Here is a 21739-nt window from a genome sequence, read left to right on the forward strand (position 1 = left end):
TCGAGGGGCTATGTGGCGTTTCTCATACTCGTGCCCGAAAAGGCGGAAACCGGGTGATGTGCGGTTTTCGTCCCCGAGTGAGGAGCGGCCCGCAAGGCCGAAACGAAGGCTTATAGCGTCAAAAGATCATGCAATCAACGGAAAGATACCGTATCACTTCGATGAAACCCAGGTTTCTCCCCGGCTTCGACCTGGGCTCGCTGCGGAAACAGTGGGAGCTACGGTTCCGGCATGGTTCAGCTCCACAACCGCCCGGGCGTCGACGAAGCCCCCGGCGCCCAACCCTCGGGGGGCGTCCGCTCCAAGGGCCTCGACAGCAACTCGGTGGGCCTGCTCGGCAACGCGGTGATCGGCGTGTCCACCGTCGCCCCGGTGTACTGCCTGACCACCACCCTGGGCACCACGGTGGCCGCGGTCGGCCTGCAGATGCCGGCGCTCTTCCTGGCCGGCTTCCTGCCGATGATGCTGGTGGCCTTCGCCTACCGGGAGCTGAACAAGGAGATCCCGGACAGCGGCACCTCGTTCACCTGGACGGTCAAGGCGTTCGGCCCCAAGGTCGGCTGGATGTGCGGCTGGGGGCTGGTGATCGCGACGATCATCGTGCTGTCCAACCTCGCGGGCGTCGCCACCGAGTACCTGTACCTGCTGCTGGGCGAGATCACCCGCAGCGACTCGGTCGCCGCGCTCAACGGGAACAAGCTGGTCCACGTGGCCACCTGCCTGGCGCTGATCGCGGTGGCCACCATGATCAGCTACCGCGGCATGACCGCCACCAAGGGCGTCCAGTACGCCCTGGTCGGGCTGCAGCTCGCCGTCCTCGGCCTGTTCGGCGTGATGGCGATCGTCAAGGCCGCCGGCCACGGCGCGGCCGGTTCGCTGGACTTCTCCTGGAGCTGGCTCGACCCGTTCCAGGCCAGCTCCTTCACCTCCTTCGTGGCGGGCCTGTCGCTGTCGCTGTTCATGTACTGGGGCTGGGACGCCTGCCTGAGCGCCAACGAGGAGACCGGCGGCAGCGAGAAGACCCCCGGCCGGGCCGCGATGCTGGCCATGGCGGTGCTGGTCGGCTCCTACCTGTTCACCGCCGTCGCGGTGCAGATGTACGCGGGCGTCGGCACCACCGGCACCGGCCTCGGCAACCCCGAGACCTCCTCCAACGTGCTGGCGGTGCTGGCCGGCCCGGTGATGGGCACCGGCCTGGGCGTGCTGCTGTTCGTCGCCGTGCTGGCCTCCGCCTCGGCGAGCCTGCAGACCACCTTCATCCCGGTCAGCCGCACCGTGCTGGCGATGAGCGTGTACGAGGCGCTGCCCGCCTCCTTCACCACCGTCAACGAGCGCCACCGGACCCCGGGCCGGGCGATCGTCACCGCCGGGGTCGGCACCGGCGCGTTCTACACCGTGATGACCCTGGTCAGCTCGCACGTGCTGGCCGACACCATCGCCGCGCTGACGCTGATGATCTGCTTCTACTACTCGCTGACCGCGTTCGCCTGCGCCTGGTACTTCCGCCGCGACCTGCGCCGCTCGGTCCGCGACGCGCTGCTCAAGTGCGTCTTCCCGCTGCTCGGCGGCCTCACCCTGGCCGCGATCTTCGGCAAGTCGCTGGTCGACATGGTCGACCCCTCGTACGGCAGCGGCAGTTCGGTGTTCGGCGTCGGTTCGGTGTTCGTGGTCGGGGCCGGGCTGCTGGCCCTCGGCCTGGTGGTGATGGCCGTGATGATGCGCCGCAGCCCGGCGTTCTTCCGCGGCGAGGTGCTCACCCGGGACACCCCCGCCCTGGTCATCCCCGACTGAGCCGGGGAGGAGCGAAGGGCCCGGACCGCACCTGCGGTCCGGGCCCTTCGGCGTCCCGTGGCGGGCTCAGTACGCGACGGTGAAGCGCTCGCCGATGTGCTTCGGGTCCTCGACCTCGTCCAGCAGCGCCACCGCGTAGTCCTCGGTGGAGATCCGGCTCTCGCCGTCCGCGCCGATCAGCAGGTCCTCCAGGGCGGTGCGGTAGGTGCCGGTGCGCTCGCCGGGGGCGATGGTGCCCGCGGGGGAGAGGTTGGTCCAGCGCAGGTCGGTGACGGTGCGCAGGTAGTCCAGCGCGTCGCCGTGCGCGTGCATGATCTGCAGCAGGAACTCCGGCAGGCCCTCGGCGTCCCAGACCTGCTTGCCGTCGGGGGTGCGCAGCGAGCCCGCGCCGCCCACCGTGACCAGCCGCGGCGCGTCGGCGCCCAGCGTGCGCAGCCCGGCCACCAGCGACTCGAAGGACGGCTCGATCAGCGCCTGGTGGCCCGGCCCGTCGCCGCCGCCGACCGCGCTGACCACCACGTCCGCGCCCTTGGCGCTGTCGGCCACCGAGGCCGGGTCCAGCACGTCGCCGGTCACGACGGTCAGCGCGGGGTGGGTGAACGTCAGCTTCGCGGGGTCGCGGACCACCGCGGTCACGGTGTGCCCGCGGCGCAGCGCCTCGTCCAGCACGCGGGAGCCGATGGTGCCGGTGGCGCCGTACAGGGTGATGGTGCTCATCGTGGTCGTGTCTCCTCTGGTGGGTTCGCCGCTTGGCGTTTTCGGTCGACAGCTCGACCGTACGGTGGGTGCGGGCAGGTGGGCGAGGTGCCGGGCCGACAGGTCCTGGTGAAAAACGGACAGCCGGGTGGGGCGGCCCGCCGGTCTCGGCGGGCAGATCTGCAACGTTTTGTTGAAACCTACCTTGACGGCCCCGGCGCGGCCGTCTTAGCTTGCTTTCGCATTACAAAACTATTCTTCCGTATCGTGGAAGAAGCGTCGACGGTAGGAGTAGCCGATGCCCCGCATGACAGCCGCCCGCGCGGCCGTGGAGATCCTCAAGCTCGAAGGCGTCGAGGTGGCGTTCGGCGTGCCCGGCGCCGCGATCAACCCCTTCTACGCCGCGCTCAAGGCCTCCGGCGGCATCCGGCACACCCTGGCCCGGCACGTCGAGGGCGCCTCGCACATGGCCGAGGGCTACACCCGGGCGAAGGCGGGCAACATCGGCGTCTGCATCGGCACTTCGGGTCCGGCCGGCACCGACATGATCACCGGCCTGTACTCGGCGACCGCCGACTCGATCCCGATCCTGTGCATCACCGGCCAGGCGCCCGTCGCCCGGCTGCACAAGGAGGACTTCCAGGCCGTCGACATCGCCTCGATCGCCAAGCCGGTCACCAAGGCCGCCACCACCGTGCTGGAGGCCGCACAGGTCCCCGGGGTGTTCCAGCAGGCCTTCCACCTGATGCGCTCCGGCCGGCCCGGCCCGGTCCTGATCGACCTGCCGATCGACGTGCAGCTCACCGAGATCGAGTTCGACCCCGAGGCGTACCAGCCGCTGCCGGTCTACAAGCCCGCCGCCAACCGGGTCCAGATCGAGAAGGCGATCGCGCTGCTCCAGGAGTCCGAGCGGCCGCTGATCGTGGCGGGCGGCGGCGTCATCAACGCGGACGCCTCCGAACTGCTGCTGGAGTTCGCCGAGTTGACCGGCGTCCCGGTCGTCCCGACGCTGATGGGCTGGGGCGTCGTCCCCGACGACCACGCGCTCAACGCGGGCATGGTCGGCCTGCAGACCTCGCACCGCTACGGCAACGAGAACTTCCTCGCCTCCGACTTCGTGCTCGGCATCGGCAACCGCTGGGCCAACCGCCACACCGGCGGCCTGGACGTCTACACCGCGGGCCGGAAGTTCGTCCACATCGACGTGGAGCCCACCCAGATCGGCAAGATCTTCGCCCCCGACCTGGGCATCGCCTCGGACGCCCGGGCCGCCCTGGTCCTGCTGCTGGAGGTCGCCCGCGAACTGGCCGCCGCCGGACGGCTCAAGGACCGCCGGGAGTGGGCCGCCGGCACCCAGGAGCGGCGGGCCGCGCTGCAGCGCAAGACCCACTTCGACGACGTGCCGCTCAAGCCGCAGCGCGTCTACGAGGAGATGAACCGCGCCTTCGGCCCCGAGACCCGGTACGTCACCACCATCGGCCTCTCGCAGATCGCGGGCGCCCAGATGCTGCACGTCTACAAGCCCCGCCACTGGATCAACTGCGGCCAGGCCGGCCCGCTCGGCTGGACCATCCCCGCCGCCCTCGGCGTCGCCACCGCCGACCCGGAGGGGCAGGTGGTCGCGCTCTCCGGCGACTACGACTTCCAGTTCATGATCGAGGAGCTGGCGGTCGGCGCCCAGCACCGCATCCCGTACGTGCACGTGCTGGTCAACAACTCCTACCTGGGGCTGATCCGGCAGGCGCAGCGCAACTTCGACATCGACTTCCAGGTCAAGCTGGAGTTCGAGAACGTCAACGCCCCCGAACTGGGCGTCTACGGCGTCGACCACGTCCGGGTCGCCGAGGGCCTGGGCTGCAAGGCGATCCGGGTGACCCGACCCGAGGACCTGCTGCCCGCGTTCGAGGAGGCCAAGAAGCTGGCCGCCGAGTTCCGCGTCCCGGTGGTGGTCGAGGCGATCCTGGAGCGCGTCACCAACATCTCGATGGCCGCCGCGGACATCGACAAGGTCGTGGAGTGGGAGGAGCTGGCCACCGCCCCGGGCGACGCCCCGACCGCGATCCGCCCGCTCAACGCCTAGAACGCGGGTGCAGGGCCCTGCCGGTGAGCCAGAGCGCGAGCACGAGGAGGCTCGCCAGCAGGGCCGGGGCGGCGAGGTGGGTGATGGACCAGGTGACGAGGGCGAGGGCGATCAGGGCGACGAGCAGCACGGTGGCACCTCCGAGTTCGGTGAACGAGTGTTCGCTGAATGCCGGTCAGTACTCTAGTGGGGCTGGCCAGATTCGGCAAACGACTGTTTACTGAACCCCGTGACGAGCCGCCCTGACCCCGCCCCCGCCCCTGACCCCGCCCCCGCCCCTGCTCCCGCCGCCGGTGTCCGGCAGGCGCAGAAGCAGGCCAGTCGCCGCGCCCTGCTGGACGCCGCCCTCGGGCTGCTGGAGCAGCAGAACCTGAGCGGCCTGGGGGTGCGCGAGGTGACCCGGGCCGCGGGGCTGTCGCCCGCCGGGTTCTACCGGCACTTCGCGGACCTCGCGGAGCTGGGCGTGGTGCTGGTCGAGGAGTCGCTGGCGAACCTGCACGTGATGGTCCGGGCGGTGTTCGCGGGCAGCGGCGAGCCCGAGCTGCTGATCGACCGCTCGGTCGAGGTGATCGCCGCGCACGTGGCGGAGCACCCCGCGTACCTCCGTTTCCTGGCCCGCGAGCGGCACGGCGGGGTGAAGTCCGTCCGGGACGCCGTTGCCGCCGAACTGGCGCGGTTCGCCGAGGAGTTGGCGGATCTGCTGGCCGTCCAGCCGGACACCGCCGCCTGGTCGGCGGCCGACCGCCGGATGCTGGCGGAGCTGTACGTGGACCGGATGGTCTCCACTGCGCTGGCGCTGGTCGAGGCGGACGCGGAGGAGCGGGCGGCGATCGCGCGCACGGTGCGGACCCAGCTGCGGCTGATCAACCTGGGCAGCCGCCACTGGCAGGCGAGTTGACGCTCCGTCGGGAGGGACGGGCTCCGGGGCCGCACCCTTGACACGGTGTCATGGGCGCGCCAACTTAGGGGAACCCCAGTGGAACCCCCAGTGGTACCCCCACACCCCCGAGAGGCACCCTCATGAAGAAGCCGCTCACCGGCGCGCTCTGCGCGCTCACCCTCGCCGGGGCCACCGCCCTGGTCACCGCCGCCCCCGCGTCCGCCGCCACGGTCAACTTCGCCGGGACGGTCGCGCTCAGCAACTGCTCCGGCTCCCTCGTCCGGATGCCCACCTCCGTCGACAGCGACCCCGGGCTGATCCTCACCAACGGCCACTGCCTGGAGAGCGGCATGCCCGCCGCCGGGCAGGTGATCACCAACCAGGCCTCCACCCGCAGCTTCACCCTGCTCAGCTCCACCGGCGGCAACCTCGGCACGGTGCGCGCCAACCGGGTCCTGTACTCGACGATGACCGACACCGACGTCACCCTCTACCGGCTGAGCACCAGCTACGCGACGATCAAGAGCCGCTACGGGATATCCCCGCTGACCATGTCCACCACCCACCCGGTGGCCGGCAGCTCGATCAAGGTGGTCTCCGGCTACTGGAAGAAGATCTACTCCTGCAGCGTCGACGGCTTCGCCTACCGGCTCAAGGAGGGCGGCTGGACCTTCAAGGACTCGCTCCGCTACACCTCCGGCTGCGACATCATCGGCGGCACCTCCGGCTCCCCGGTGGTCGACGCCACCAGCGGCCAGGTCGTCGCGGTGAACAACACGCTGAACGAGGACGGCCAGACCTGCACGCTGAACAACCCCTGCGAGGTCGACCAGAACGGCACCGTCACGATCCACCCCGGCATCGGCTACGCCCAGGAGACCTACACCATCCCCAACTGCTTCGCCCCGGGCAACGTCCTCGACCTGACCCGGACGGGCTGCGTGCTGCCCCGCCCGTAGCGCCCGCCCGGGGGCGCCGCGTCCGGGCGGTCGGCCGGCTGCAGGTCGGCGCCGCTCGCCCGGGCGCGGCCCCGGGCGAGCGGCGGGCACGGCGGGCTCGCGCCGTCGGGCGCCGGGATAAGCGCTGCTAGCGTGGCGGCCGTCGAGGTTCCGTTGTGGTGGAAGGGTCGCGCCGGCGATGGCCAAGTTCCTGCTGAGTCTGCACCTGCTGGTCGTCGCGCTGTGCATCGGTCCGGTCGCGGTGGCGGTGAGCATGTTCCCGCGCAAGGCGAGGGCCGCGCTCGCGGCGGGGCCGGAACAGGCGGGCGCGCAGGCGTCGGTGCGGCTGCTGCACCGGATCAGCAACGTGTACGCGCTGATCGGCCTGGGCGTCCCGGTGCTGGGCATCGGCACCGCGCAGGCGATGGGCGTGCTGGGCAACGCCTGGCTGATCACCTCGATCGTGCTGACGGCCCTCGCGGCGGGCGTGCTGCTGCTGGTCGTGCTGCCCGGTCAGCAGGCGACCGTCGACGCGCTGGACGCCACCGAGGACCGGGACGCCGAAACGGCCCGCGCCACCGGGAAGTTGAGGACGCTGCCGATGACGGCGGGCGTGTTCAACCTGCTGTGGGCGGTCGTCCTGGTGCTGATGGTCATCCGGCCGGGGTCGACGAACGGGGCGTGACCCCGCGGACCTCGATCGAGGCGAGCAACTGGGCGGTGGCGGCCGCGACGGCGGCCACCGCCGCGTCGAACGCCTCGCGGTTGTGCGCCGCGGGCACCCGGAACCCGGAGATCTTGCGGACGTACTGGAGCGCCGCCGCGTGCACGTCCTCGGGGGTGGCGTCGGGCGTCATCGGCGGGCGGAGCGTCTTGATGCTTCGGCACATGCCTCCAGTCTGCCGCGCCCCGCTGACAGCGGCGCTCAGCCGGGCAGTTGGCGCAGCCGGGCCCCGGCCCGCTTGACCGCGCGGGCCACGATCGCGGTCTCCACCCGCCGCACCCCGAGCGGGCCCAGCACCTCGGTCTGGAACCGGTACAGCGCCGCGTGGTCGGGGCAGAACACGGCGGCCATCAGGTTGCTCGGCCCGCTGGTGGCCAGCACCCCGTGCACCTGCGGGTGCCGGGCCAGCGCCTCGCCGGTCGCGGCCAGGCGCCCGGGTTCGACGTCCAGCCACAGGTTGGCGTCCACGGTGACGCCGAGCAGCCGCGGGTCCACGCTGACGTGGGTGCGCAGCAGCCCGCCCGCGTCGAGCCGGAGCAGGCGGCGGCGGACGGTCGACTCGGGCACCGCCAGCGCGGCGGCCAGCGCGGCGTGCGAGCGGCGGGCGTCGACGCCCAGCGCGTCCAGCAGCCGGTGGTCGAGCGCGTCCAGGGCGGGCGGCGCCCCGGACCCGGCGGGCGGCGGCGGGGCCAGCGCGGCCTCCTGATCGGCCGTCAGCGCGCCGCAGCGCCAGGCGGAGGCGTCCGCGAACAGGTGCAGCACGGCGTGCGCGGTGGACTCCAGCACCGCGTCGGTGGCCGGGAGCCGCCCGTGCAGCAGCCGGTCGCGGGCGGTCGCGTCGGCCAGCACCACCGCCGACACCTCCTGCCCGCCGAGCATCACGTCGACGAACGGCACCGCCTCCTGCGCGGCCAGCGCCAGCGCGATCGCGTCGACCCGCCCGCGCAGCACCCGCACCCGCAGCAGCAGCGCGCCGAGCGCGGCCGCCCGGGCGTCCGGCATCCGCACCACCGTGACGGCGCCCGTCCCCAGCAGCCGCCCCAGCCGCCGGGTCACCGTCCGCGCGGAGACCCCCAGCACCCCGGCGATCCGCCCCGGCTCGGCCCGCCCGTCCACCTGCAGGGCGTGCACCAGCTGCCGGTCCAGCGCGTCCAGCACGGTGGCGGGATCCGTCGCCTCGGTGTCCATGGTGTCCGATCTCCGTCGCTCCAGGCCCCGGGACGTCCCGGAGCGCCGCCCCGACGGTACTCCTGGACCACCACCGGAACGAAGGAGGACCCCCCGTGCAGGAACTGCCGAACGCCGAACTGCTGGACGCCGAACTGCTGGACGCCGTCGAACGGGCGGTGCGCGACGTCGGCCGCCACCTGGCCGAGCGGCAGGGCACCGAGCCGCTGGCCGCCGCCACCCCCGCCGAGGCGCGTGCCGCGTTCGACGCCGTCGACCGGCCCGCCGCCCGGATGCTGCGCGAACGCCTCACCGCGCTGCGCCCGCGGGCCGGCTGGCTGGACGACGAGTGGGCCCGCGAGGTGCCCGGGGAGGGCGAGTGGTGGCTGTGCGACGCCACCGACGGCGCCGTCCAGTACCTGAGCGCGCTGCCGCACTGGGCGGTCACCGCGACCCTGCTGCGCGACGGCGCCCCCGTCCTCGCCGTGGTGCACGCCCCGCTGCTCGGCGCCACCCACACCGCGCTGCTCGGCGGCGGCGCCCGGCTGAACGGCCGCCGCTGCGCGCCCCGTCCGCGCGTCCTGGCCACCGCGGTGGTCGCCGCCTCGCACCCCCCGCAGGTCGCCCGCGACCCGGCCGCGCGCCGCGCTGCCGGGGCCGCGCTGGCCGCCGTCCTGCCGCACGCGGCGGCCGTCCGCAACCTCGGCCCGACCGCGCTGCAGGTCGCCCAGGTCGGCTCCGGCCACCTCACCGCGTTCTGGCAGTACGGCGCCGACCCGGCCAACCTGCTGCCCGGCGCGCTGCTCGCCGCCGAGGCCGGGGCCACGGTCAGCGACGCGCAGGGCGCCCCGTGGACGCCCGCCGCGGCCTCCTTCCTGGCCGCCGCCCCCGGCGTGCACGCCGAACTCGTGGCGGTGCTGCGGCAGGTGTGACGGCCGCCGCCGCCCGCCGCGGCGGGCGCCGTCCACGGCGTCGGCGAGCGTGGGGACGCCCCCTCCCGCGCCCCGGGAGGTCCGCCCGTGACGCACCACGCCCCTCGCCCGCCGACGAGGCCGCCCCGGTCCGCGGGCGGCACCCGGGGCGGGCGGCCGCGGCATCGCCGTCCAACGCGGCGCCGCCGTGTACGTCACGGCCGCTCCGCCAAGGACGTGCCGGAGCCGCCGGCCCGGAGCGCCACCGCTGAGCGGCCCCGCCGCTACAGCTCGGCGAGCTGCACGAGCCGGACGGGCAGCTCGGCGGCCGCGGTGAACACGGCGCCGGGCGTGGTGAGTTCGAGGTAGTGCAGCTCGCCGTCGCGGTGGTCGGCGAGCGGGTCGAGGGGGAGGTGGGAGAGGTCGAGCGAGGCGAGGGTGTCGAGGGTGGCCCGGCCGAGCTTGATCATCGCCTCCTTGCGGACCCACAGGCGCAGGAAGGCGGCGGTCGGATCGGGGTGGCCCTGGACGAGGGCGGCCTCGGCGGGGGTGAGGACGTGGCCGAGGGCGGCCGGGTCGGTGCTGCGCGGGCCGAGGTGCTCGACGTCGACGCCGACCGGCACGGGGGCGGCCGCGGCGGCGATGACGCCGCTGGTGTGGGAGAGGCTGAGGTGGGTGCCGGGCCGGTCGGTGAGGTGGGGGCGGCCGTGCCCGGCGCCGCCGCAGCCGGGGCACTGCTGGCCGAAGGCGAGCGCGGCGGGCTCGGTGCCCAGCTGCGCGGCCGCGCAGTACCGGACCAGCAGGTGCGCGGCCAGGTAGTCCTCGCGGTCGGCCGGGCGGCGGAAGCGCTGCAGCCGCTCGCGTTCGAACGCGGTGAGCAGCCGCTCGTCGGCGTCCGGCCGGGCGAGCACCTCGGCGGTGGTGGCGAGCACGGCGAACGGGGGGTTCGGCACGGTTCTCCCTCTTCCGGGCGGGCCCGGTGACGGGCGGGCTCACGGCTGTCGGACCAAAGTAGCCCGTAATAGTCCGTTCGAATGATTTTCTAGCGCGTCGGCGTCCCACCCTGCGGGACGGCGCGGGCGCTTCCTCTTTGCTGGCCGGGTCTGCTGCCTGCTGACCCACCGTCAACGAGAGGGGTGTCCGTGCGACACGGCGTCCGTGGCAAGAACCCACTGCTCCGCCTCGCGGTGGTGGCGGCACTCGCCGCCGCCCCGCTGATCACCCTGGTCACGGCCGGCGACGCCGCCCAGATGGCACCGCCCCTGGGCCCCTGCTCCGGTCCGAACTGCCCCAGCCAGTGGGACCCGCCGCACACCGGCCCGTTCAACGGCGCGGACGCCTCGCTCAACGTCTTCGTCGGCGGCAACTACCTGGTGCGGCAGAACGCGGCCGAGGCCGAGGGCAAGATCGCGGTCCTCGGCAACCTCGACATCAACAAGGCCAGCGGCGGCGCGTTCAACATGGGCGTGGTGGGCGTCGGTTCGATGGTCACCCCGCCGAACGGCTCGGACCACGTCACGGTCGGCGGCTCGGTCGCCATGGACAACTCGCAGGAGAACCCCAGCCGGCTGTTCATCGGCGGCACCGACTTCTTCGTCAACCCGCCGAAGGCCCTGTGGGGCAACCTGGTGTACGGCACCACGCTGACCGGCGCCTACGACATCACCCCGGACGGCCAGGCGATCCAGGACCCGACCCGGATCGACCAGTTCAAGCCGCTGCGGACGGTCATCGAGAACGACTCGGCCTGCATGGCCCGGCAGACCGCCACCGGCACGGTGGTGGACGACGGCACCACCGTCACCTTCACCGGCGACGGCACCAGCGCCCGGCAGGTCTTCACCTACGACCGGAACATCGGCACCGACGGCGGCATCCGGCTGCTCTCGTTCGCCAACGTCCCGGCCGGCGCCACGGTGATCGTCAACATGACGGGCAGCAACGTCACGGTCAACACCAGCAGCGGCAGCGGCGCGGTCGACGACCCGCTGACGGTGCTGCGGCCGAACCTGATGTGGAACTTCCCGACCGCGACGAACGTGTCGGTGATCGGCACCGCCCAGTGGCAGGGCTCGATCATGACCGGCAACCCGGACAGCACGACGATCCTGTCCAACCCGGGCACCAACGGCCGCGTCTACCTGGCGGGCAACCTGCAGCAGCAGGGCAGCGCGGGCACCGAGATCCACAACTACCCGTTCAACGGCGACCTGCCGGACTGCAGCGAGAGCCCGACGCCCTCCCCGTCGCCGAGCGAGTCGACCAGCCCGTCGCCGAGCCCGTCGCCCTCGCCGAGCGAGTCGACCAGCCCCTCCCCGAGCCCGTCGCCCTCGCCGAGCGAGTCGACCAGCCCCTCCCCGAGCCCCTCCCCGTCCCGGAGCGAGAGCCCGAGCCCCAGCCCGTCGCCGTCCCCGTCGCCGAGCGGGAGCACCGGCCCCGCCCCGTCGCCCTCGCCGAGCGGGAGCACGCCCGTGCCGACCGGCTCCTCCTCCACCCCGGCGGGCCCGCCGCTGCCGAACACCGGCGGCGGTGACCTGGTCGCCCCGGCGGCCGGGGCCGCCGCGGTGCTGCTGGGCCTGGGCGGCGGCGTGATCGCGCTGGCCCGCCGCGCCCGCGGACGCCACAGCTAGCAGCCAGGACCCAGGACGGCCGGAGCCCCGCGGGGCCCCGGCCGTCCTGCTGCGTCCTGCTGCGGCGCAGGGTGTTCCGGGGCGTCAGGTGACCTCGCCGCGGCGGGCGAAGCGCTCCGCGCGCCACTCGCCGCTGGCCAGCACCTCGCGCAGGGCGGTCGCGGCGTCGTGCACGTCGGTGCGGGAGAGGTAGAGCGGGGTGAAGCCGAAGCGCATCAGGTCGGGGGCGCGGAAGTCGCCGATCACGCCGCGGGCGATCAGCGCCTGGACCACCGCGTAGCCGTCCGGGTGCCGCAGCGCGACCTGGCTGCCGCGCCGGGCGTGCTCCCGCGGGGTGACCGGTTCGACGTCCAGGTCGGCGGTCAACTCCAGGAAGAGGTCCGACAGTTCGAGGCTCTTGGCGCGGACGGCGGCCGGGTCGGCCAGCTCCCAGACCTCCAGTGCGGCCTCCAGCGCGGCCAGTCCGAGGATCGGCGGGGTGCCGGTCAGGAACCGGGTGACGCCCTCGGCGGGCCGGTAGCCGGGCTCGAAGTCGAATTGTCGGGCGTGCCCGAACCATCCGGTCAGCGGCTGCCGGGCGTCCGCCTGGTGGCGGGCCGCGGCGTACAGGAAGGCGGGCGCGCCCGGCCCGCCGTTGAGGTACTTGTAGCCGCAGCCGACGGCGAAGTCGACGCCCGCCGCGTCCAGGTGGATCGGCAGCGCGCCCGCGGTGTGGCACAGGTCCCAGACGGCGAGCGCCCCGGCGGCGTGGATCCGCTCGGTGACGGCCGCCATGTCCAGCAGTTCGCCGGTGCGGTAGTCGACGTGCGAGAGCAGCACCACGGCGGCCTCGGAGTCCAGGACGGCGTCCAGCCGGGCGGCGGAGTCCAGCAGCACCGGCCGGGCGCCGGGGTGCAGGGAGCTCAGGCCGTCGGCGATGTACAGGTCGGTGGGGAAGGCGTGCCGTTCGGCGAGCAGCGCCGGGCGGCCGGGGCGCAGCCGCAGGGCCGCGCCGAGCACCTTGAACAGGTTGACCGAGGTGGAGTCGCAGACCACCACCTGCCCGGGCGCGGCGCCGAGCAGGTGGGTGCCGAGCCGGTCGCCGAGCCGCCCGGGCTGGTGGAACCAGCCGGCCTCGTTCCAGGAGCGGATCAGCCCGGTGCCCCACTCCTCGGCCAGCACCCTCGCCAGGTGGCCGGGGGTGCGGCGGGGCAGCGCGCCGAGCGAGTTGCCGTCGAGGTAGAGCACCCCGGCGGGGAGGTCGAACTCGGCGCGCAGGGCGTGCAGCGGGTCGGCGGCGTCGCGGGCCGCGCACTGCTCGCGGGTGGGGGTCACGGCATTGCTCCCGGGGGTCGGAGGCCGGTGCGGCGCGGGGCCGGGGCCGGGCTTCACAGGTCGTTGCGGACGGCCCACAGTTCGGGGAAGACGTCCTGGTCGGCGGACTGCTTGAGCCAGCTGAGGCCGCTGGAGCCGCCGGTGCCCGGCTTGCCGCCCATGGTGCGCTTGACGGCGGAGTAGTGGCGCTGGCGCCAGCGGGTGACCCGCTCGGCGATGTCCAGCAGGGCCTCGCCGAGCCGGACCAGGTCGGCCAGCCCCGGGTCGGTGTAGACGGCCCGCCAGGCGGCCTCGACCGCCTCGTCGTGGCGGTGCCGGGCGGTGACCGGCTTCGCGGGTATCGCCAGGCCGCGCCGGGCCAGCACCCCCAGCGCCTCGTCGTACAGGCCGGGGGTGCGCAGGGCGGCGAACAGCTCGTCGTACTCGGCGGGGGAGTCCCGGTACATCTCCAGCAGGCCCTCGCTGCGGTTGCCGAGCAGGAACTCCAGCCGCAGGAAGGCCGAGGACTGGAAGCCGGACGCCTCGCCGAGGGCCGGGCGGAAGGCGCCGAACTCGGCGGGCGTCATGGTGGCCAGCAGGTCCCAGGAGCCGATCAGCACGTCCTGGGTGTGCTGCCCGCGGCGCAGCGCGGCCAGGGCGGCGTCCAGGTCGTCGGCGCGCAGGGCGGTGCGGGCGGCGGTCCAGTCGTGGTGCAGCAGGTCGAACAGCAGCTCCATCACCTGGGTGGTGACGATGAACGAGTACTCGGCGGGTTCGGTGCTGCGCGGCTGCTGCAGCGCGTGCAGTTCGGCCAGGTGCACGTACCGGGCGTAGGGGGTGGCCGCGCCGGGGCCCTGCTCGGGGTCGAACCGCAGGTGGGGGCGGTGGGTCTGGCCGGTCATGGCCGGTACCTCCTCTGGTCCGCCCGCCCGGGGTGCGGCGGGCGGACACCATTGTGCGTCCCGGCGGCCTGCTCTTGAATGGGCGTCGTAGCCCGGATGGGGGCACCGGCCTGCCGATCGCAAGGCGCTGGGGCCCGATCGCCTGACGAACGCAAAGGAGCTGCCGTGGACGCGGTGGACCGCCTGCTGCTGGCCGAACTGCAGGCCGACGCGCGGCTGTCGTACAACGAGCTGTCGCGCCGGGTGAACCTCTCCCCGCCCGCCGTCGCCGAGCGGGTGCGCCGCCTGGAGGCGGACGGCGTGATCACCGGCTACCACGCCCACCTGGCCCCGGCGAAGGCCGGGGCGGCGGTGATGGCGCTGGTCACGGTGGAGTGCTACGGGGTGCGCTGCCTGCTGCGCGACCCGGAGGTGGCCGACTGGCCGGAGGTGTTCCAACTGCACCGGGTCACCGGCGGGGCGTGCTGCGTGCTGCTGGTCGGGGTGCCGGACATGCCCTCGTTCGAGCGGCTGACCGACCGGCTCGGCGGCTACGGGCAGCCGACCAGCTCGATGATCCTCTCCAGCCCGGTGCCCTGGCGGCCGCTCAGCCCCTGAGCGCGTCAGTGGCCGTTCTTCGGCTCGGCCAGGTGCACGCCCAGGCTCTCCAGCCCGTACAGCACCATCTCCACGCCGACCGCCGCCAGCAGCAGCCCGAGCAGCCGGGACAGCACCTCCAGCGAGGTGCGCCGGCTGGCCCGCAGCAGCGGGGCCAGCAGCAGGACGCACAGGCAGTCCACCGCGATCACCGCCACGTACATGGCGGCGACGGTGGAGTGCCAGCCCAGGGTGTCCCTGGTCAGCGACTCGACCAGCAGCGCGGTGATCGCCAGCGGGCTGGCCACGTACGGCAGCAGCAGTTCGCGGATGCCGTCGGCCAGCGGGTTGGCGAGGTGGGCGTCCTCCTTGGCGCCGCCGAGGTGGACGCCCAGGACCAGGGCCACCGCGTAGATGAAGAAGATCACCCCGCCGGCGATCTGCAGCGACTGGTCGGAGATGTGGAACAGCGCGGCCATGAAGTCCGCGCTGTAGGCCAGCACCAGGCCGACCACGGCCGCGACCAGCGAGGACACCAGGGTGAGCCTGCGCAGCTCGGCCGGGGTGCGGCTCTGGCTGAGCTGCGCGAAGGCGAGCAGCACCTTGGGCGGGCCGACCACGGCGAAGAAGGTGACGAAGACGGTGCTCAGGTTGATCGCCGACATGCGCCCATGATGGGCCGTCAGCGCAGCCGGACGGTGACGCCACCCTGACGCAGCACGTCGAGCAGCGCGTCGAAGTAGGAGCGCTCCTCCTCGTCCGGGCCGGTCACCCGGCGGGTCAGGGCCTGCGCCGAGACCATCGCCCGCTGCCAGACCAGCACGAACGGCGGCTCGGGCCCGAAGCCGCCGCGCAGGCAGTCGGCCAGGGCGTCCAGGTTGCGGCCGTAGTAGCCGTCGGGGGCCTGCACGGCGCGGCCGAGCTCCGCCCAGAACGAGGGCTCGTCGGCGACCCGCTCGCCGTGCAGGACGTACTCGGGCGGCTTCGGTGCGGTGGGCATCGGTCCTCCTGTCTGCTTGCGCGCGTCGCCCGGATGGCTTCGCCGGGTCGAGCGGGGCCGGTGCGCACGCTGGGATGGGCCCTAAGTCTTCTCTTCCACACCAGGGGCAACACCATGACCAGTCTGCACCGCAAGGATCTCGGTCTGCTGGCACTGCGCGCGGCCGTCGGCGGTGTCCTGTTCGCGCACGGGACGCAGAAGCTGTTCGGCTGGTTCGGCGGCGCCGGACCGGAGGGCACCGCGCAGGCCATGGAGCACATGGGCTTCCTGCCGGGCGAGCGCAGCGCGCGGGCGGCCGGCCTGGGCGAGGCGGGCGGCGGCGCGCTGCTCGCGGTCGGCCTGGCCACCCCCGCGGCCGGCGCGGTCGTCGCCGGGACGATGGCGGGCGCGATCGCGGTGCACGCCCCCGCGGGCTTCTTCGCGCACGGCGGCGGCTACGAGTACCCGGCCCTGCTGGGCACCTGCGGCCTGGCCCTGGGCGTGGCCGGGGCGGGCCGCTACTCGCTGGACGCCGCGCTGGGGCACCGGCTGGCCCGCCCGTGGCTGGGCGCGCTGGCCTTCGCGGCGAGCGCGGTGGGCGCCGCCGCGGTGGTGGCGCGCCGCCAGGACGAGGTGCGCCGACGGGAGGCGCGGGCCGCGGACGAGGCGGCCCGGGAGGACGGCACCGGGCTCTCCTGAGCCCGCCCGTGGCCACCCGTCCCGCCCGGCTGCACACCGCTCCCACGAGCACCCACGGACGTTCACGAGCGAAGGGATCACCACTGATGAAGCGATCGATGCGGGCGGCCGCGGGCTGGACGGCCGCCGTCCTGCTGGGCGGCGCGGCCCTGGCGGGCTGCTCCTCGGACGGTTCGCCGTCCCCGGCGGCGTCCTCGGCGCTGGAGGGCGCGAAGTCGGCGGTGGCCTCGGCGGCCTCCTCGGCCACGGCGGCGATCGGCTCGGCCGCCGCCTCGTTGGGCGCCTCGGCGCAGGCCGCCGCCTCCTCGGCGCTGGCGAGCGTGAAGGGCGGGCTGGACGCGAAGGACGACGTGGAGCTCGGCAAGGCCACCACCGGCTCGGACGGGAAGCTGTCGGTGCCGCTGACGGTCACCAACCACGGTTCGCAGTCCGGCAAGTACACGATTCAGGTCAACTTCGACGACGCGTCGGGGAACCTGCTCGACGCGGTGGTGGTGAACGTGCCGGAGGTGGCGGCGGGGGCGTCCGCGCAGGCCACGGCGGAGAGCAACCGCTCGCTGGAGGGGAGCGTGACTCCCGTGGTGGCCAACGCGCTGCGGTACTGACCGGACACCGAACCTTAAGCGTGGCGTAAGCGTCAGATCCCGCTCTTGACGGCCGAGTTGGTCTAGTCCATTTTACTTGGCAGGTGCAGGGAGCCCCTGGGCCGGCGCCGGTGGTCTACACCACCGGCGCCGGTTCGGCTTACCCGCACCTGGTGTTTGTGCAGGCCAAAGCTCGATTCCCCTGTCATGCCCAGGCCGTGTGACCCCACCTCGCACGGTTCGTGCCCGGTCTTGACAGGACCCCCACAACCAGGAGTCACGCAGCCATGCTTCGTTCCGTTTCCTCCCCGTCGCCTTCGCGGCGGCGGCCGAAGAGCTGGGCCGCCCTCGCGGCCGGCACCGCGGCCTCCCTGCTGCTCGGCGGCACCCTGGCGCTGACCGGCGGCACCGCCCAGGCGGCCCCCACCAACTCGACCGGCGCCCCGGCCACCAGCGGCGGCATCAAGGTCGCGTACTTCGACCAGTGGTCGATCTACTCGAACGCGTACTACCTCAAGACGATGCAGGACACGGGCGCCGCCGGGAAGCTCGACTACATCATCTACGACTTCGCGAACATCCACCCGACCAACGGCACCTGTTTCGAGGCCAACAAGGCCGCGTCGCAGAACGAGGACGACCCCAACGCCGGTGACGGCGCGGGCGACTCCTTCGCCGACTACCAGAAGAGCTTCGGCGCCGACATCTCGGTCGACGGCGTGGGCGACACCTGGAACCAGCCGATCGTCGGCAACTTCAACCAGCTGAAGAAGCTGAAGGCGAAGAACCCGAACCTCAAGGTCCTGATGTCGATCGGCGGCTGGACCTACTCGAAGTACTTCTCCGACGTGTCGGCCAGCGACGCCGCGCGCAAGAAGTTCGTCTCCTCCTGCGTCGACATGTTCATCAAGGGCAACCTGCCCGTCGAGGGCGGCTACGGCGGCCCGGGCACCGCGGCCGGCATCTTCGACGGCTTCGACCTGGACTGGGAGTACCCGGGCGGCGGCGGCCACACCGGCAACCACGCCTCGCCCAACGACAAGCAGAACTTCACCGCGCTGCTCGCCGAGTTCCGCAGCCAGCTGGACGCCCAGACCAAGGTGGACGGCCGCACCTACGGCCTCGCCGCCGCCGTCGGCGCCGGCCAGGACAAGATCAAGAACGTCGAGACGGACAAGATCGGTCAGTACCTGACCTTCCTGGACATCATGACGTACGACATGCACGGCGGTTGGGAGGCCCAGGGCCCGACCAACCACCAGGCCCCGATCTACACCAACCCGAACGACCCGATGAACCCCGTCCCGGGCGGCAACGGCAAGTACTCGGTGGACGCGGCGGTCAAGGCGTACACCGTGGGTGACCCGCAGTACGGCATCCCCGGCGGCTTCCCGGCGAAGAAGATCAACGTCGGCATCCCGTTCTACTACCGCGGTTGGACCGGCGTCTCGGCCGGCACCACCCACGGCCTGTTCCAGAAGGCGTCCGCCCCGGCCCCGGGCGGCACCTACTCCGGCGGCGTCGCCGGCATCAAGATGTACAAGGAGCTGAACGGCTTCGTCGACAACCCCAGCTACACCTACTGGGACGACGCCGCCAAGGCCGCCTACTTCTACGACGGCACCACCTTCTGGTCCGGCGAGAACGCGCAGTCCATCCAGGCCAAGCTCGACTACGCGCACTGCAACGGCCTCGGCGGCTCGTTCATGTTCTCGATGTACGACCTGGGCACCCAGACCGCGCTGTTCGACAAGACGGTGACCGCCACCAACGGCTCCGCCGCGTCCTGCCCGGCCGCCCCGACCCAGTCGGCCTCCCCGTCGGCCTCGGCCTCCGCCTCGCAGTCGGCCAGCCCGTCCGCGTCGGCCTCCGCCTCCGCCTCGACCTCCGCGTCGGCCTCCCCGTCGGCCTCGGCCTCCGCCTCGACCGGCACCTGCTCCGGTGCCCCGAGCTGGAACGCCGCCACCGTGTACGCCACCCCGACCAAGGTCTCCTGGAAGGGCCACTACTACACCAACAAGTGGTGGACCACCAACGAGGACCCGAGCCTGAGCGGCCAGTGGGGCGTCTGGACCGACAACGGCGCCTGCTGATCACTGATCGGCTGAGTTGAACCCCGCGAGGGGCGCGAGGAGATCTCTCTCCTCGCGCCCCTCGTCCGCTTTTCCCGGGCGGCGGGCCGGGCGGTGGGCCGGGCGGTGCGTGCGGTCGGCCGGTCAGCAGGTCAGGTCGTCGGTGCGGCCCAGGGCGTCCGGCTGGGTCTCCTCGATCCGGCGCAGCATCCTGGTCAACGCGGCGGCCAGTTCGGGGCGGGCCTCGCCGGTCACGTCCTGGAGCAGGTCGGCCTCGAAGACGGCGGCCATCCGCATCAGCTCCAGCCACTTGTCGCGGCCCTCGGCGGTCAGCTCGATGATCACCCGGACCCGGTTGGCCTCGTCGCGGTCCCGGGTGACCAGGCCCTCGGCGACCATCCGGTCGATCCGGTGGGTCATCGCGGCCGGGGTCAGGCCGAGCCGCTTGGCCAGCTCGCCCGGGCCCAGCCGGTACGGGGCGCCCGCGAACACCAGGGCCTTGAGCACCTCCCACTCGGCGGAGGTGATGCCGAGGGTGGCCAGCTGGCGGCCGTACGCCACGTTCATCCGGCGGGCCAGCCGGGAGAGGGTGGAGACGATCGTCTCCACCTGCGGGTCCACGGTGGGGAATTCCCGCTGGTAGACGGCCACCTGTTCGGCGATGCCGAGCTCGGTGGCGGTCGGGGGCTCCGCTCTGCGTGTGCTCATGCGGTCATTCTCCCACGCAGGGTGCAGCCGTTAAGCCTTTGACGACTTAAGCTTCGGATGGTAAGACTTTAGGTCTGAAATCTTACGGAGTAAAGGCCGAGGCGAGTCGCCCGGCCCGACGCACGAAAAGGGGTGTGCAGTGAAGGAGTGGGGCGGCCGACTGCGCCGCGTCCAGATCGGCAACGCGCTCAGCGCCTTCGGCAGCGGCTTCACCCTGCCGTACATGTTCGTGTACGTGGACCAGGTGCGGGGCCTCGGCGCCGCGGCCGCGGGCGCGGTGTTCACCGTGTTCGCGCTCGCCGCGCTGGCCGTGCTGCCGTTCACCGGCCGCGGCATCGACCGGTACGGGCCCAGGCCGGTGCTGCTGGCCGGTACCGCGATGGCCGCCGTCGGCGCGTTCGCCTTCGGGCAGGCCGCTGGTACCGCCGGGCTGCTGCTCTCCTCCTTCCTGTTCGGCGCCGGCGTCACCACCTGCCAGCCCGCGCTCGCCACGATGATCGTCCGCTGCACCGGGCGCACCGAGCGCTCCCGCGCCTTCGCGCTCCAGTTCACCCTGGTCAACCTCGGCATGGGCATCGGCGCCCTGGTCGGCGGCCAGATCGTCGACACCTCCGACCCGGCCAGCCTGACCAGGCTGTTCACCATCGAGGCCCTGACCTTCCTCGGCCTGGCCGCCGTCACCGGCACCGCGAAGATGCCCCCGGCGGCCGTCGAACCGGCCCCCGCCGGGGCGACCGGCAGGGGCGGCGGGCTGCGGGCGATGGTCGCCGACAAGGCGATGCTGCGGCTGTGCGCCCTCGCCGGGCTGATCTTCTTCACCTGCTACGGGCAGTTCGAGTCCGGCGTCGCGGCGTTCGCCACCGACACCGTCGGCACCGCGCCGTCCACCCTGGGCCTGGCCATCGGCGCCAACGCGCTGACCATCGTGCTGCTGCAGATGTTCGTCGTCCGGATCACCGAGCGCCGCCGCCGCACCACCGCGATGGCCGCCGCCGGGCTGGTCTGGCTGGGCGCCTGGGGCATGGCCGTGGTCGCCGGGCTGATCCGCACCGAGGCGGTGGCCGCGACGGTGGCGATCGTCGCCGTCTACGCCCTGTTCGGCGTCGGCGAGTCGCTGCTCGCCCCCACCATGGGCCCGATCGTCGCCGACCTCGCGCCCAGCCGACTGCTCGGCACCTACAACGCCGGGTACGCCCTGGTGAAGCAGATCGCGGTCGCGGTCGGCCCCGCGGTCGGCGTGCTGCTGGTCGGTTCGGGGACGTGGCCGCTGTACCTCGCCGCGATGGCGCTGTGCACGCTGCTGATCGTCGCCCTCGCGGTCCGGCTGCGCGAGCACCTCACGCCCGCGCAGGACAACGTCCGGGTGCTGGCCGTCGCGCAGCGCGAGCCGCGGGCGGCGCGGGAGCTGCAGACGGCGGCGTAGCGCGGGTTCGGGGGCCCCTCAGTGCTTGCGGGGGCCCCGCAGGCTCGGGGAGGGGCACCAGTCGATCGGGGTCTCCACGCCCATGTGCCAGCAGTAGGCGATCCGGCCGCGCTGCTCGGGGGTGGCTCCGGCGAGTTCCTCCATGTGGGCGAGCCAGTCGAGCAGCCACTCGGTGAAGGTCGCCTCGCGGTCGTTCGCGGTGAGCAACGGGTGGATCTCGTCGCAGGCGGGGCGGTTGTCCATCCACACCGTCCCGCGCCACGGGCCGGTGAACGCCAGGCCCACGGCCGTCCCGCAGCCGCGCTCGGCGATGAGCGCCAGGCCCGCGATCCGGGCCCATTCCCAGGCCATCCACCCGCCCGGCGGAGGCGCGGCGTCGGGGTCGGGCTCGTTCGAGGGGCCGGGGAACGGCCGGGTCAGGTCTCCCCGTTGGTTGTCCCCCCAGCCCCAGCCGTGTTCGGTGCGGTGGAGTTCGTCGAGGAACCAGCCGCCCGCGCTGACGTGCAGCAGGTAGTCGCGGTAGTCGGGCGGGAAGGGGGCGCCGAGGTCGGCCTCCGCCTCGGCGACCTGCTGCGCGGACAACGGCGGTGCGGTGGGGCCCTGTTCGGGGTCGCGTTCCAGCAGGGCGAGCACGCGGGTGCGGACGGCGGGCCAGTCGACGGCGGTCATGGCGCCGACCGTACCCG

Annotated in this window: 23 protein-coding genes; 12 read left to right on the forward strand and 11 right to left on the reverse strand. The window is 73.2% G+C overall.

Annotated elements, in window-relative coordinates; genetic code table 11:
* The first annotated feature begins 231 nt into the window (after positions 1–231).
* Positions 232–1791 carry an APC family permease gene (locus tag QSK52_RS23245; RefSeq protein ID WP_285738066.1) on the forward strand — a complete coding sequence of 520 codons (1560 nt, stop codon included), beginning with the start codon at positions 232–234 and terminating at the stop codon, positions 1789–1791.
* A 66-nt stretch (positions 1792–1857) separates the two neighbouring features.
* On the opposite strand, the gene QSK52_RS23250 is transcribed toward QSK52_RS23245, so the two are convergent.
* Positions 1858–2508, reverse strand: coding sequence for an NAD(P)-dependent oxidoreductase (locus QSK52_RS23250; RefSeq protein ID WP_285738067.1), 651 nt, complete (start codon positions 2506–2508; stop codon positions 1858–1860).
* Positions 2509–2785: 277 nt separating this feature from the next.
* On the opposite strand from QSK52_RS23250, the gene gcl reads away from it, so the two are divergent.
* Entirely contained in the window at positions 2786–4567 is a 1782-nt protein-coding gene (gcl, locus tag QSK52_RS23255) for a glyoxylate carboligase (protein WP_285738068.1), read from the forward strand.
* Here the strand turns inward: gcl and QSK52_RS23260 are convergent.
* On the reverse strand, positions 4557–4697 hold the full coding sequence (locus QSK52_RS23260) for a hypothetical protein (RefSeq protein ID WP_285738069.1): 141 nt from the start codon (positions 4695–4697) through the stop codon (positions 4557–4559). The genes gcl and QSK52_RS23260 overlap by 11 nt on opposite strands.
* Positions 4698–4796: 99 nt before the next feature.
* Between QSK52_RS23260 and QSK52_RS23265 the strand changes: the two genes are divergently transcribed.
* From QSK52_RS23265 to QSK52_RS23275, 3 genes are all read left to right on the forward strand, one after another.
* Complete coding sequence (locus tag QSK52_RS23265; RefSeq protein ID WP_435053331.1) at positions 4797–5465, forward strand: TetR family transcriptional regulator; 669 nt, start codon at positions 4797–4799, stop codon at positions 5463–5465.
* Between the two features lie 122 nt (positions 5466–5587).
* Positions 5588–6406, forward strand: coding sequence for a S1 family peptidase (locus QSK52_RS23270; protein ID WP_285738070.1), 819 nt, complete (start codon positions 5588–5590; stop codon positions 6404–6406).
* A 178-nt stretch (positions 6407–6584) separates the two neighbouring features.
* Positions 6585–7070 (forward strand): hypothetical protein, encoded by a 486-nt coding sequence (locus QSK52_RS23275; RefSeq protein ID WP_285738071.1) that lies wholly within the window; start codon positions 6585–6587, stop codon positions 7068–7070.
* Here the strand turns inward: QSK52_RS23275 and QSK52_RS23280 are convergent.
* Both QSK52_RS23280 and QSK52_RS23285 read right to left on the reverse strand, forming a co-directional pair.
* Complete coding sequence (locus tag QSK52_RS23280; protein ID WP_285738072.1) at positions 7039–7275, reverse strand: DUF2277 domain-containing protein; 237 nt, start codon at positions 7273–7275, stop codon at positions 7039–7041. The genes QSK52_RS23275 and QSK52_RS23280 overlap by 32 nt on opposite strands.
* A 35-nt stretch (positions 7276–7310) precedes the next feature.
* Positions 7311–8297, reverse strand: a complete 987-nt coding sequence (locus tag QSK52_RS23285) for an Lrp/AsnC family transcriptional regulator (protein ID WP_285738073.1) — start codon at positions 8295–8297, stop codon at positions 7311–7313.
* Between the two features lie 95 nt (positions 8298–8392).
* On the opposite strand from QSK52_RS23285, the gene QSK52_RS23290 reads away from it, so the two are divergent.
* Positions 8393–9208 carry an inositol monophosphatase family protein gene (locus tag QSK52_RS23290; protein WP_285738074.1) on the forward strand — a complete coding sequence of 272 codons (816 nt, stop codon included), beginning with the start codon at positions 8393–8395 and terminating at the stop codon, positions 9206–9208.
* Between the two features lie 263 nt (positions 9209–9471).
* Here QSK52_RS23290 and QSK52_RS23295 read toward each other — a convergent pair whose 3' ends face one another.
* Positions 9472–10140 carry a 4'-phosphopantetheinyl transferase family protein gene (locus tag QSK52_RS23295; RefSeq protein ID WP_285738075.1) on the reverse strand — a complete coding sequence of 223 codons (669 nt, stop codon included), beginning with the start codon at positions 10138–10140 and terminating at the stop codon, positions 9472–9474.
* A gap of 189 nt (positions 10141–10329) precedes the next feature.
* On the opposite strand from QSK52_RS23295, the gene QSK52_RS23300 reads away from it, so the two are divergent.
* Complete coding sequence (locus tag QSK52_RS23300) at positions 10330–11817, forward strand: choice-of-anchor A family protein (RefSeq protein WP_285738076.1); 1488 nt, start codon at positions 10330–10332, stop codon at positions 11815–11817.
* Between the two features lie 84 nt (positions 11818–11901).
* Here QSK52_RS23300 and kynU read toward each other — a convergent pair whose 3' ends face one another.
* Both kynU and QSK52_RS23310 read right to left on the reverse strand, forming a co-directional pair.
* Complete coding sequence (gene kynU, locus QSK52_RS23305; protein WP_285738077.1) at positions 11902–13131, reverse strand: kynureninase; 1230 nt, start codon at positions 13129–13131, stop codon at positions 11902–11904.
* 53 nt (positions 13132–13184) lie between these two features.
* Positions 13185–14012 (reverse strand): tryptophan 2,3-dioxygenase, encoded by an 828-nt coding sequence (locus QSK52_RS23310; protein WP_285738078.1) that lies wholly within the window; start codon positions 14010–14012, stop codon positions 13185–13187.
* Between the two features lie 165 nt (positions 14013–14177).
* Here QSK52_RS23310 and QSK52_RS23315 point away from each other — a divergent pair, with 165 nt between their 5' ends.
* Positions 14178–14609: an Lrp/AsnC family transcriptional regulator gene (locus QSK52_RS23315; protein ID WP_285738079.1), complete on the forward strand. Its 432-nt coding sequence runs from the start codon at positions 14178–14180 to the stop codon at positions 14607–14609.
* 5 nt (positions 14610–14614) lie between these two features.
* On the opposite strand, the gene QSK52_RS23320 is transcribed toward QSK52_RS23315, so the two are convergent.
* Positions 14615–15253 (reverse strand): MarC family protein, encoded by a 639-nt coding sequence (locus tag QSK52_RS23320; protein WP_285738080.1) that lies wholly within the window; start codon positions 15251–15253, stop codon positions 14615–14617.
* 17 nt (positions 15254–15270) lie between these two features.
* Positions 15271–15588, reverse strand: coding sequence for a barstar family protein (locus QSK52_RS23325; RefSeq protein WP_285738081.1), 318 nt, complete (start codon positions 15586–15588; stop codon positions 15271–15273).
* A 114-nt stretch (positions 15589–15702) separates the two neighbouring features.
* On the opposite strand from QSK52_RS23325, the gene QSK52_RS23330 reads away from it, so the two are divergent.
* The 3 genes from QSK52_RS23330 (at position 15703) to QSK52_RS23340 (ending at position 18943) form a co-directional block, all read left to right on the forward strand.
* Positions 15703–16266 (forward strand): DoxX family protein, encoded by a 564-nt coding sequence (locus QSK52_RS23330; RefSeq protein ID WP_285738082.1) that lies wholly within the window; start codon positions 15703–15705, stop codon positions 16264–16266.
* Positions 16267–16352: 86 nt separating this feature from the next.
* Positions 16353–16871: a hypothetical protein gene (locus QSK52_RS23335; RefSeq protein ID WP_285738083.1), complete on the forward strand. Its 519-nt coding sequence runs from the start codon at positions 16353–16355 to the stop codon at positions 16869–16871.
* A 266-nt stretch (positions 16872–17137) separates the two neighbouring features.
* Positions 17138–18943 carry a glycosyl hydrolase family 18 protein gene (locus tag QSK52_RS23340; RefSeq protein WP_285738084.1) on the forward strand — a complete coding sequence of 602 codons (1806 nt, stop codon included), beginning with the start codon at positions 17138–17140 and terminating at the stop codon, positions 18941–18943.
* A 123-nt stretch (positions 18944–19066) separates the two neighbouring features.
* Here the strand turns inward: QSK52_RS23340 and QSK52_RS23345 are convergent, their stop codons facing one another.
* The gene (locus QSK52_RS23345) at positions 19067–19630 is read right to left on the reverse strand and encodes a MarR family winged helix-turn-helix transcriptional regulator (protein WP_285738085.1); all 564 of its coding nucleotides are present in this window, start codon (positions 19628–19630) and stop codon (positions 19067–19069) included.
* Positions 19631–19769: 139 nt separating this feature from the next.
* Here QSK52_RS23345 and QSK52_RS23350 point away from each other — a divergent pair, with 139 nt between their 5' ends.
* Positions 19770–21053, forward strand: coding sequence for an MFS transporter (locus tag QSK52_RS23350; RefSeq protein ID WP_285738086.1), 1284 nt, complete (start codon positions 19770–19772; stop codon positions 21051–21053).
* 18 nt (positions 21054–21071) lie between these two features.
* On the opposite strand, the gene QSK52_RS23355 is transcribed toward QSK52_RS23350, so the two are convergent.
* A complete protein-coding gene (locus tag QSK52_RS23355) occupies positions 21072–21722 on the reverse strand; it encodes an SMI1/KNR4 family protein (protein WP_285738087.1) in 651 nt (216 codons plus the stop codon).
* Positions 21723–21739: the final 17 nt, after the last annotated feature.

The sequence above is a fragment of the Kitasatospora phosalacinea genome (assembly GCF_030268885.1).
In the GTDB taxonomy this organism is placed as follows: domain Bacteria; phylum Actinomycetota; class Actinomycetes; order Streptomycetales; family Streptomycetaceae; genus Kitasatospora; species Kitasatospora phosalacinea_C.

Bases quoted from the DNA above. Each gene is read 5' to 3' on its own strand.
- QSK52_RS23245 (WP_285738066.1), top strand. From the start codon at position 232: ATGGTTCAGCTCCACAACCGCCCGGGCGTCGACGAAGCCCCCGGCGCC.
- QSK52_RS23250 (WP_285738067.1), bottom strand. From the start codon at position 2,508: ATGAGCACCATCACCCTGTACGGCGCCACCGGCACCATCGGCTCCCGC.
- gcl (WP_285738068.1), top strand. From the start codon at position 2,786: ATGCCCCGCATGACAGCCGCCCGCGCGGCCGTGGAGATCCTCAAGCTC.
- QSK52_RS23270 (WP_285738070.1), top strand. From the start codon at position 5,588: ATGAAGAAGCCGCTCACCGGCGCGCTCTGCGCGCTCACCCTCGCCGGG.
- QSK52_RS23275 (WP_285738071.1), top strand. From the start codon at position 6,585: ATGGCCAAGTTCCTGCTGAGTCTGCACCTGCTGGTCGTCGCGCTGTGC.
- QSK52_RS23280 (WP_285738072.1), bottom strand. From the start codon at position 7,275: ATGTGCCGAAGCATCAAGACGCTCCGCCCGCCGATGACGCCCGACGCC.
- QSK52_RS23285 (WP_285738073.1), bottom strand. From the start codon at position 8,297: ATGGACACCGAGGCGACGGATCCCGCCACCGTGCTGGACGCGCTGGAC.
- QSK52_RS23310 (WP_285738078.1), bottom strand. From the start codon at position 14,012: ATGACCGGCCAGACCCACCGCCCCCACCTGCGGTTCGACCCCGAGCAG.
- QSK52_RS23320 (WP_285738080.1), bottom strand. From the start codon at position 15,253: ATGTCGGCGATCAACCTGAGCACCGTCTTCGTCACCTTCTTCGCCGTG.
- QSK52_RS23325 (WP_285738081.1), bottom strand. From the start codon at position 15,588: ATGCCCACCGCACCGAAGCCGCCCGAGTACGTCCTGCACGGCGAGCGG.
- QSK52_RS23330 (WP_285738082.1), top strand. From the start codon at position 15,703: ATGACCAGTCTGCACCGCAAGGATCTCGGTCTGCTGGCACTGCGCGCG.
- QSK52_RS23335 (WP_285738083.1), top strand. From the start codon at position 16,353: ATGAAGCGATCGATGCGGGCGGCCGCGGGCTGGACGGCCGCCGTCCTG.
- QSK52_RS23340 (WP_285738084.1), top strand. From the start codon at position 17,138: ATGCTTCGTTCCGTTTCCTCCCCGTCGCCTTCGCGGCGGCGGCCGAAG.
- QSK52_RS23345 (WP_285738085.1), bottom strand. From the start codon at position 19,630: ATGAGCACACGCAGAGCGGAGCCCCCGACCGCCACCGAGCTCGGCATC.
- QSK52_RS23355 (WP_285738087.1), bottom strand. From the start codon at position 21,722: ATGACCGCCGTCGACTGGCCCGCCGTCCGCACCCGCGTGCTCGCCCTG.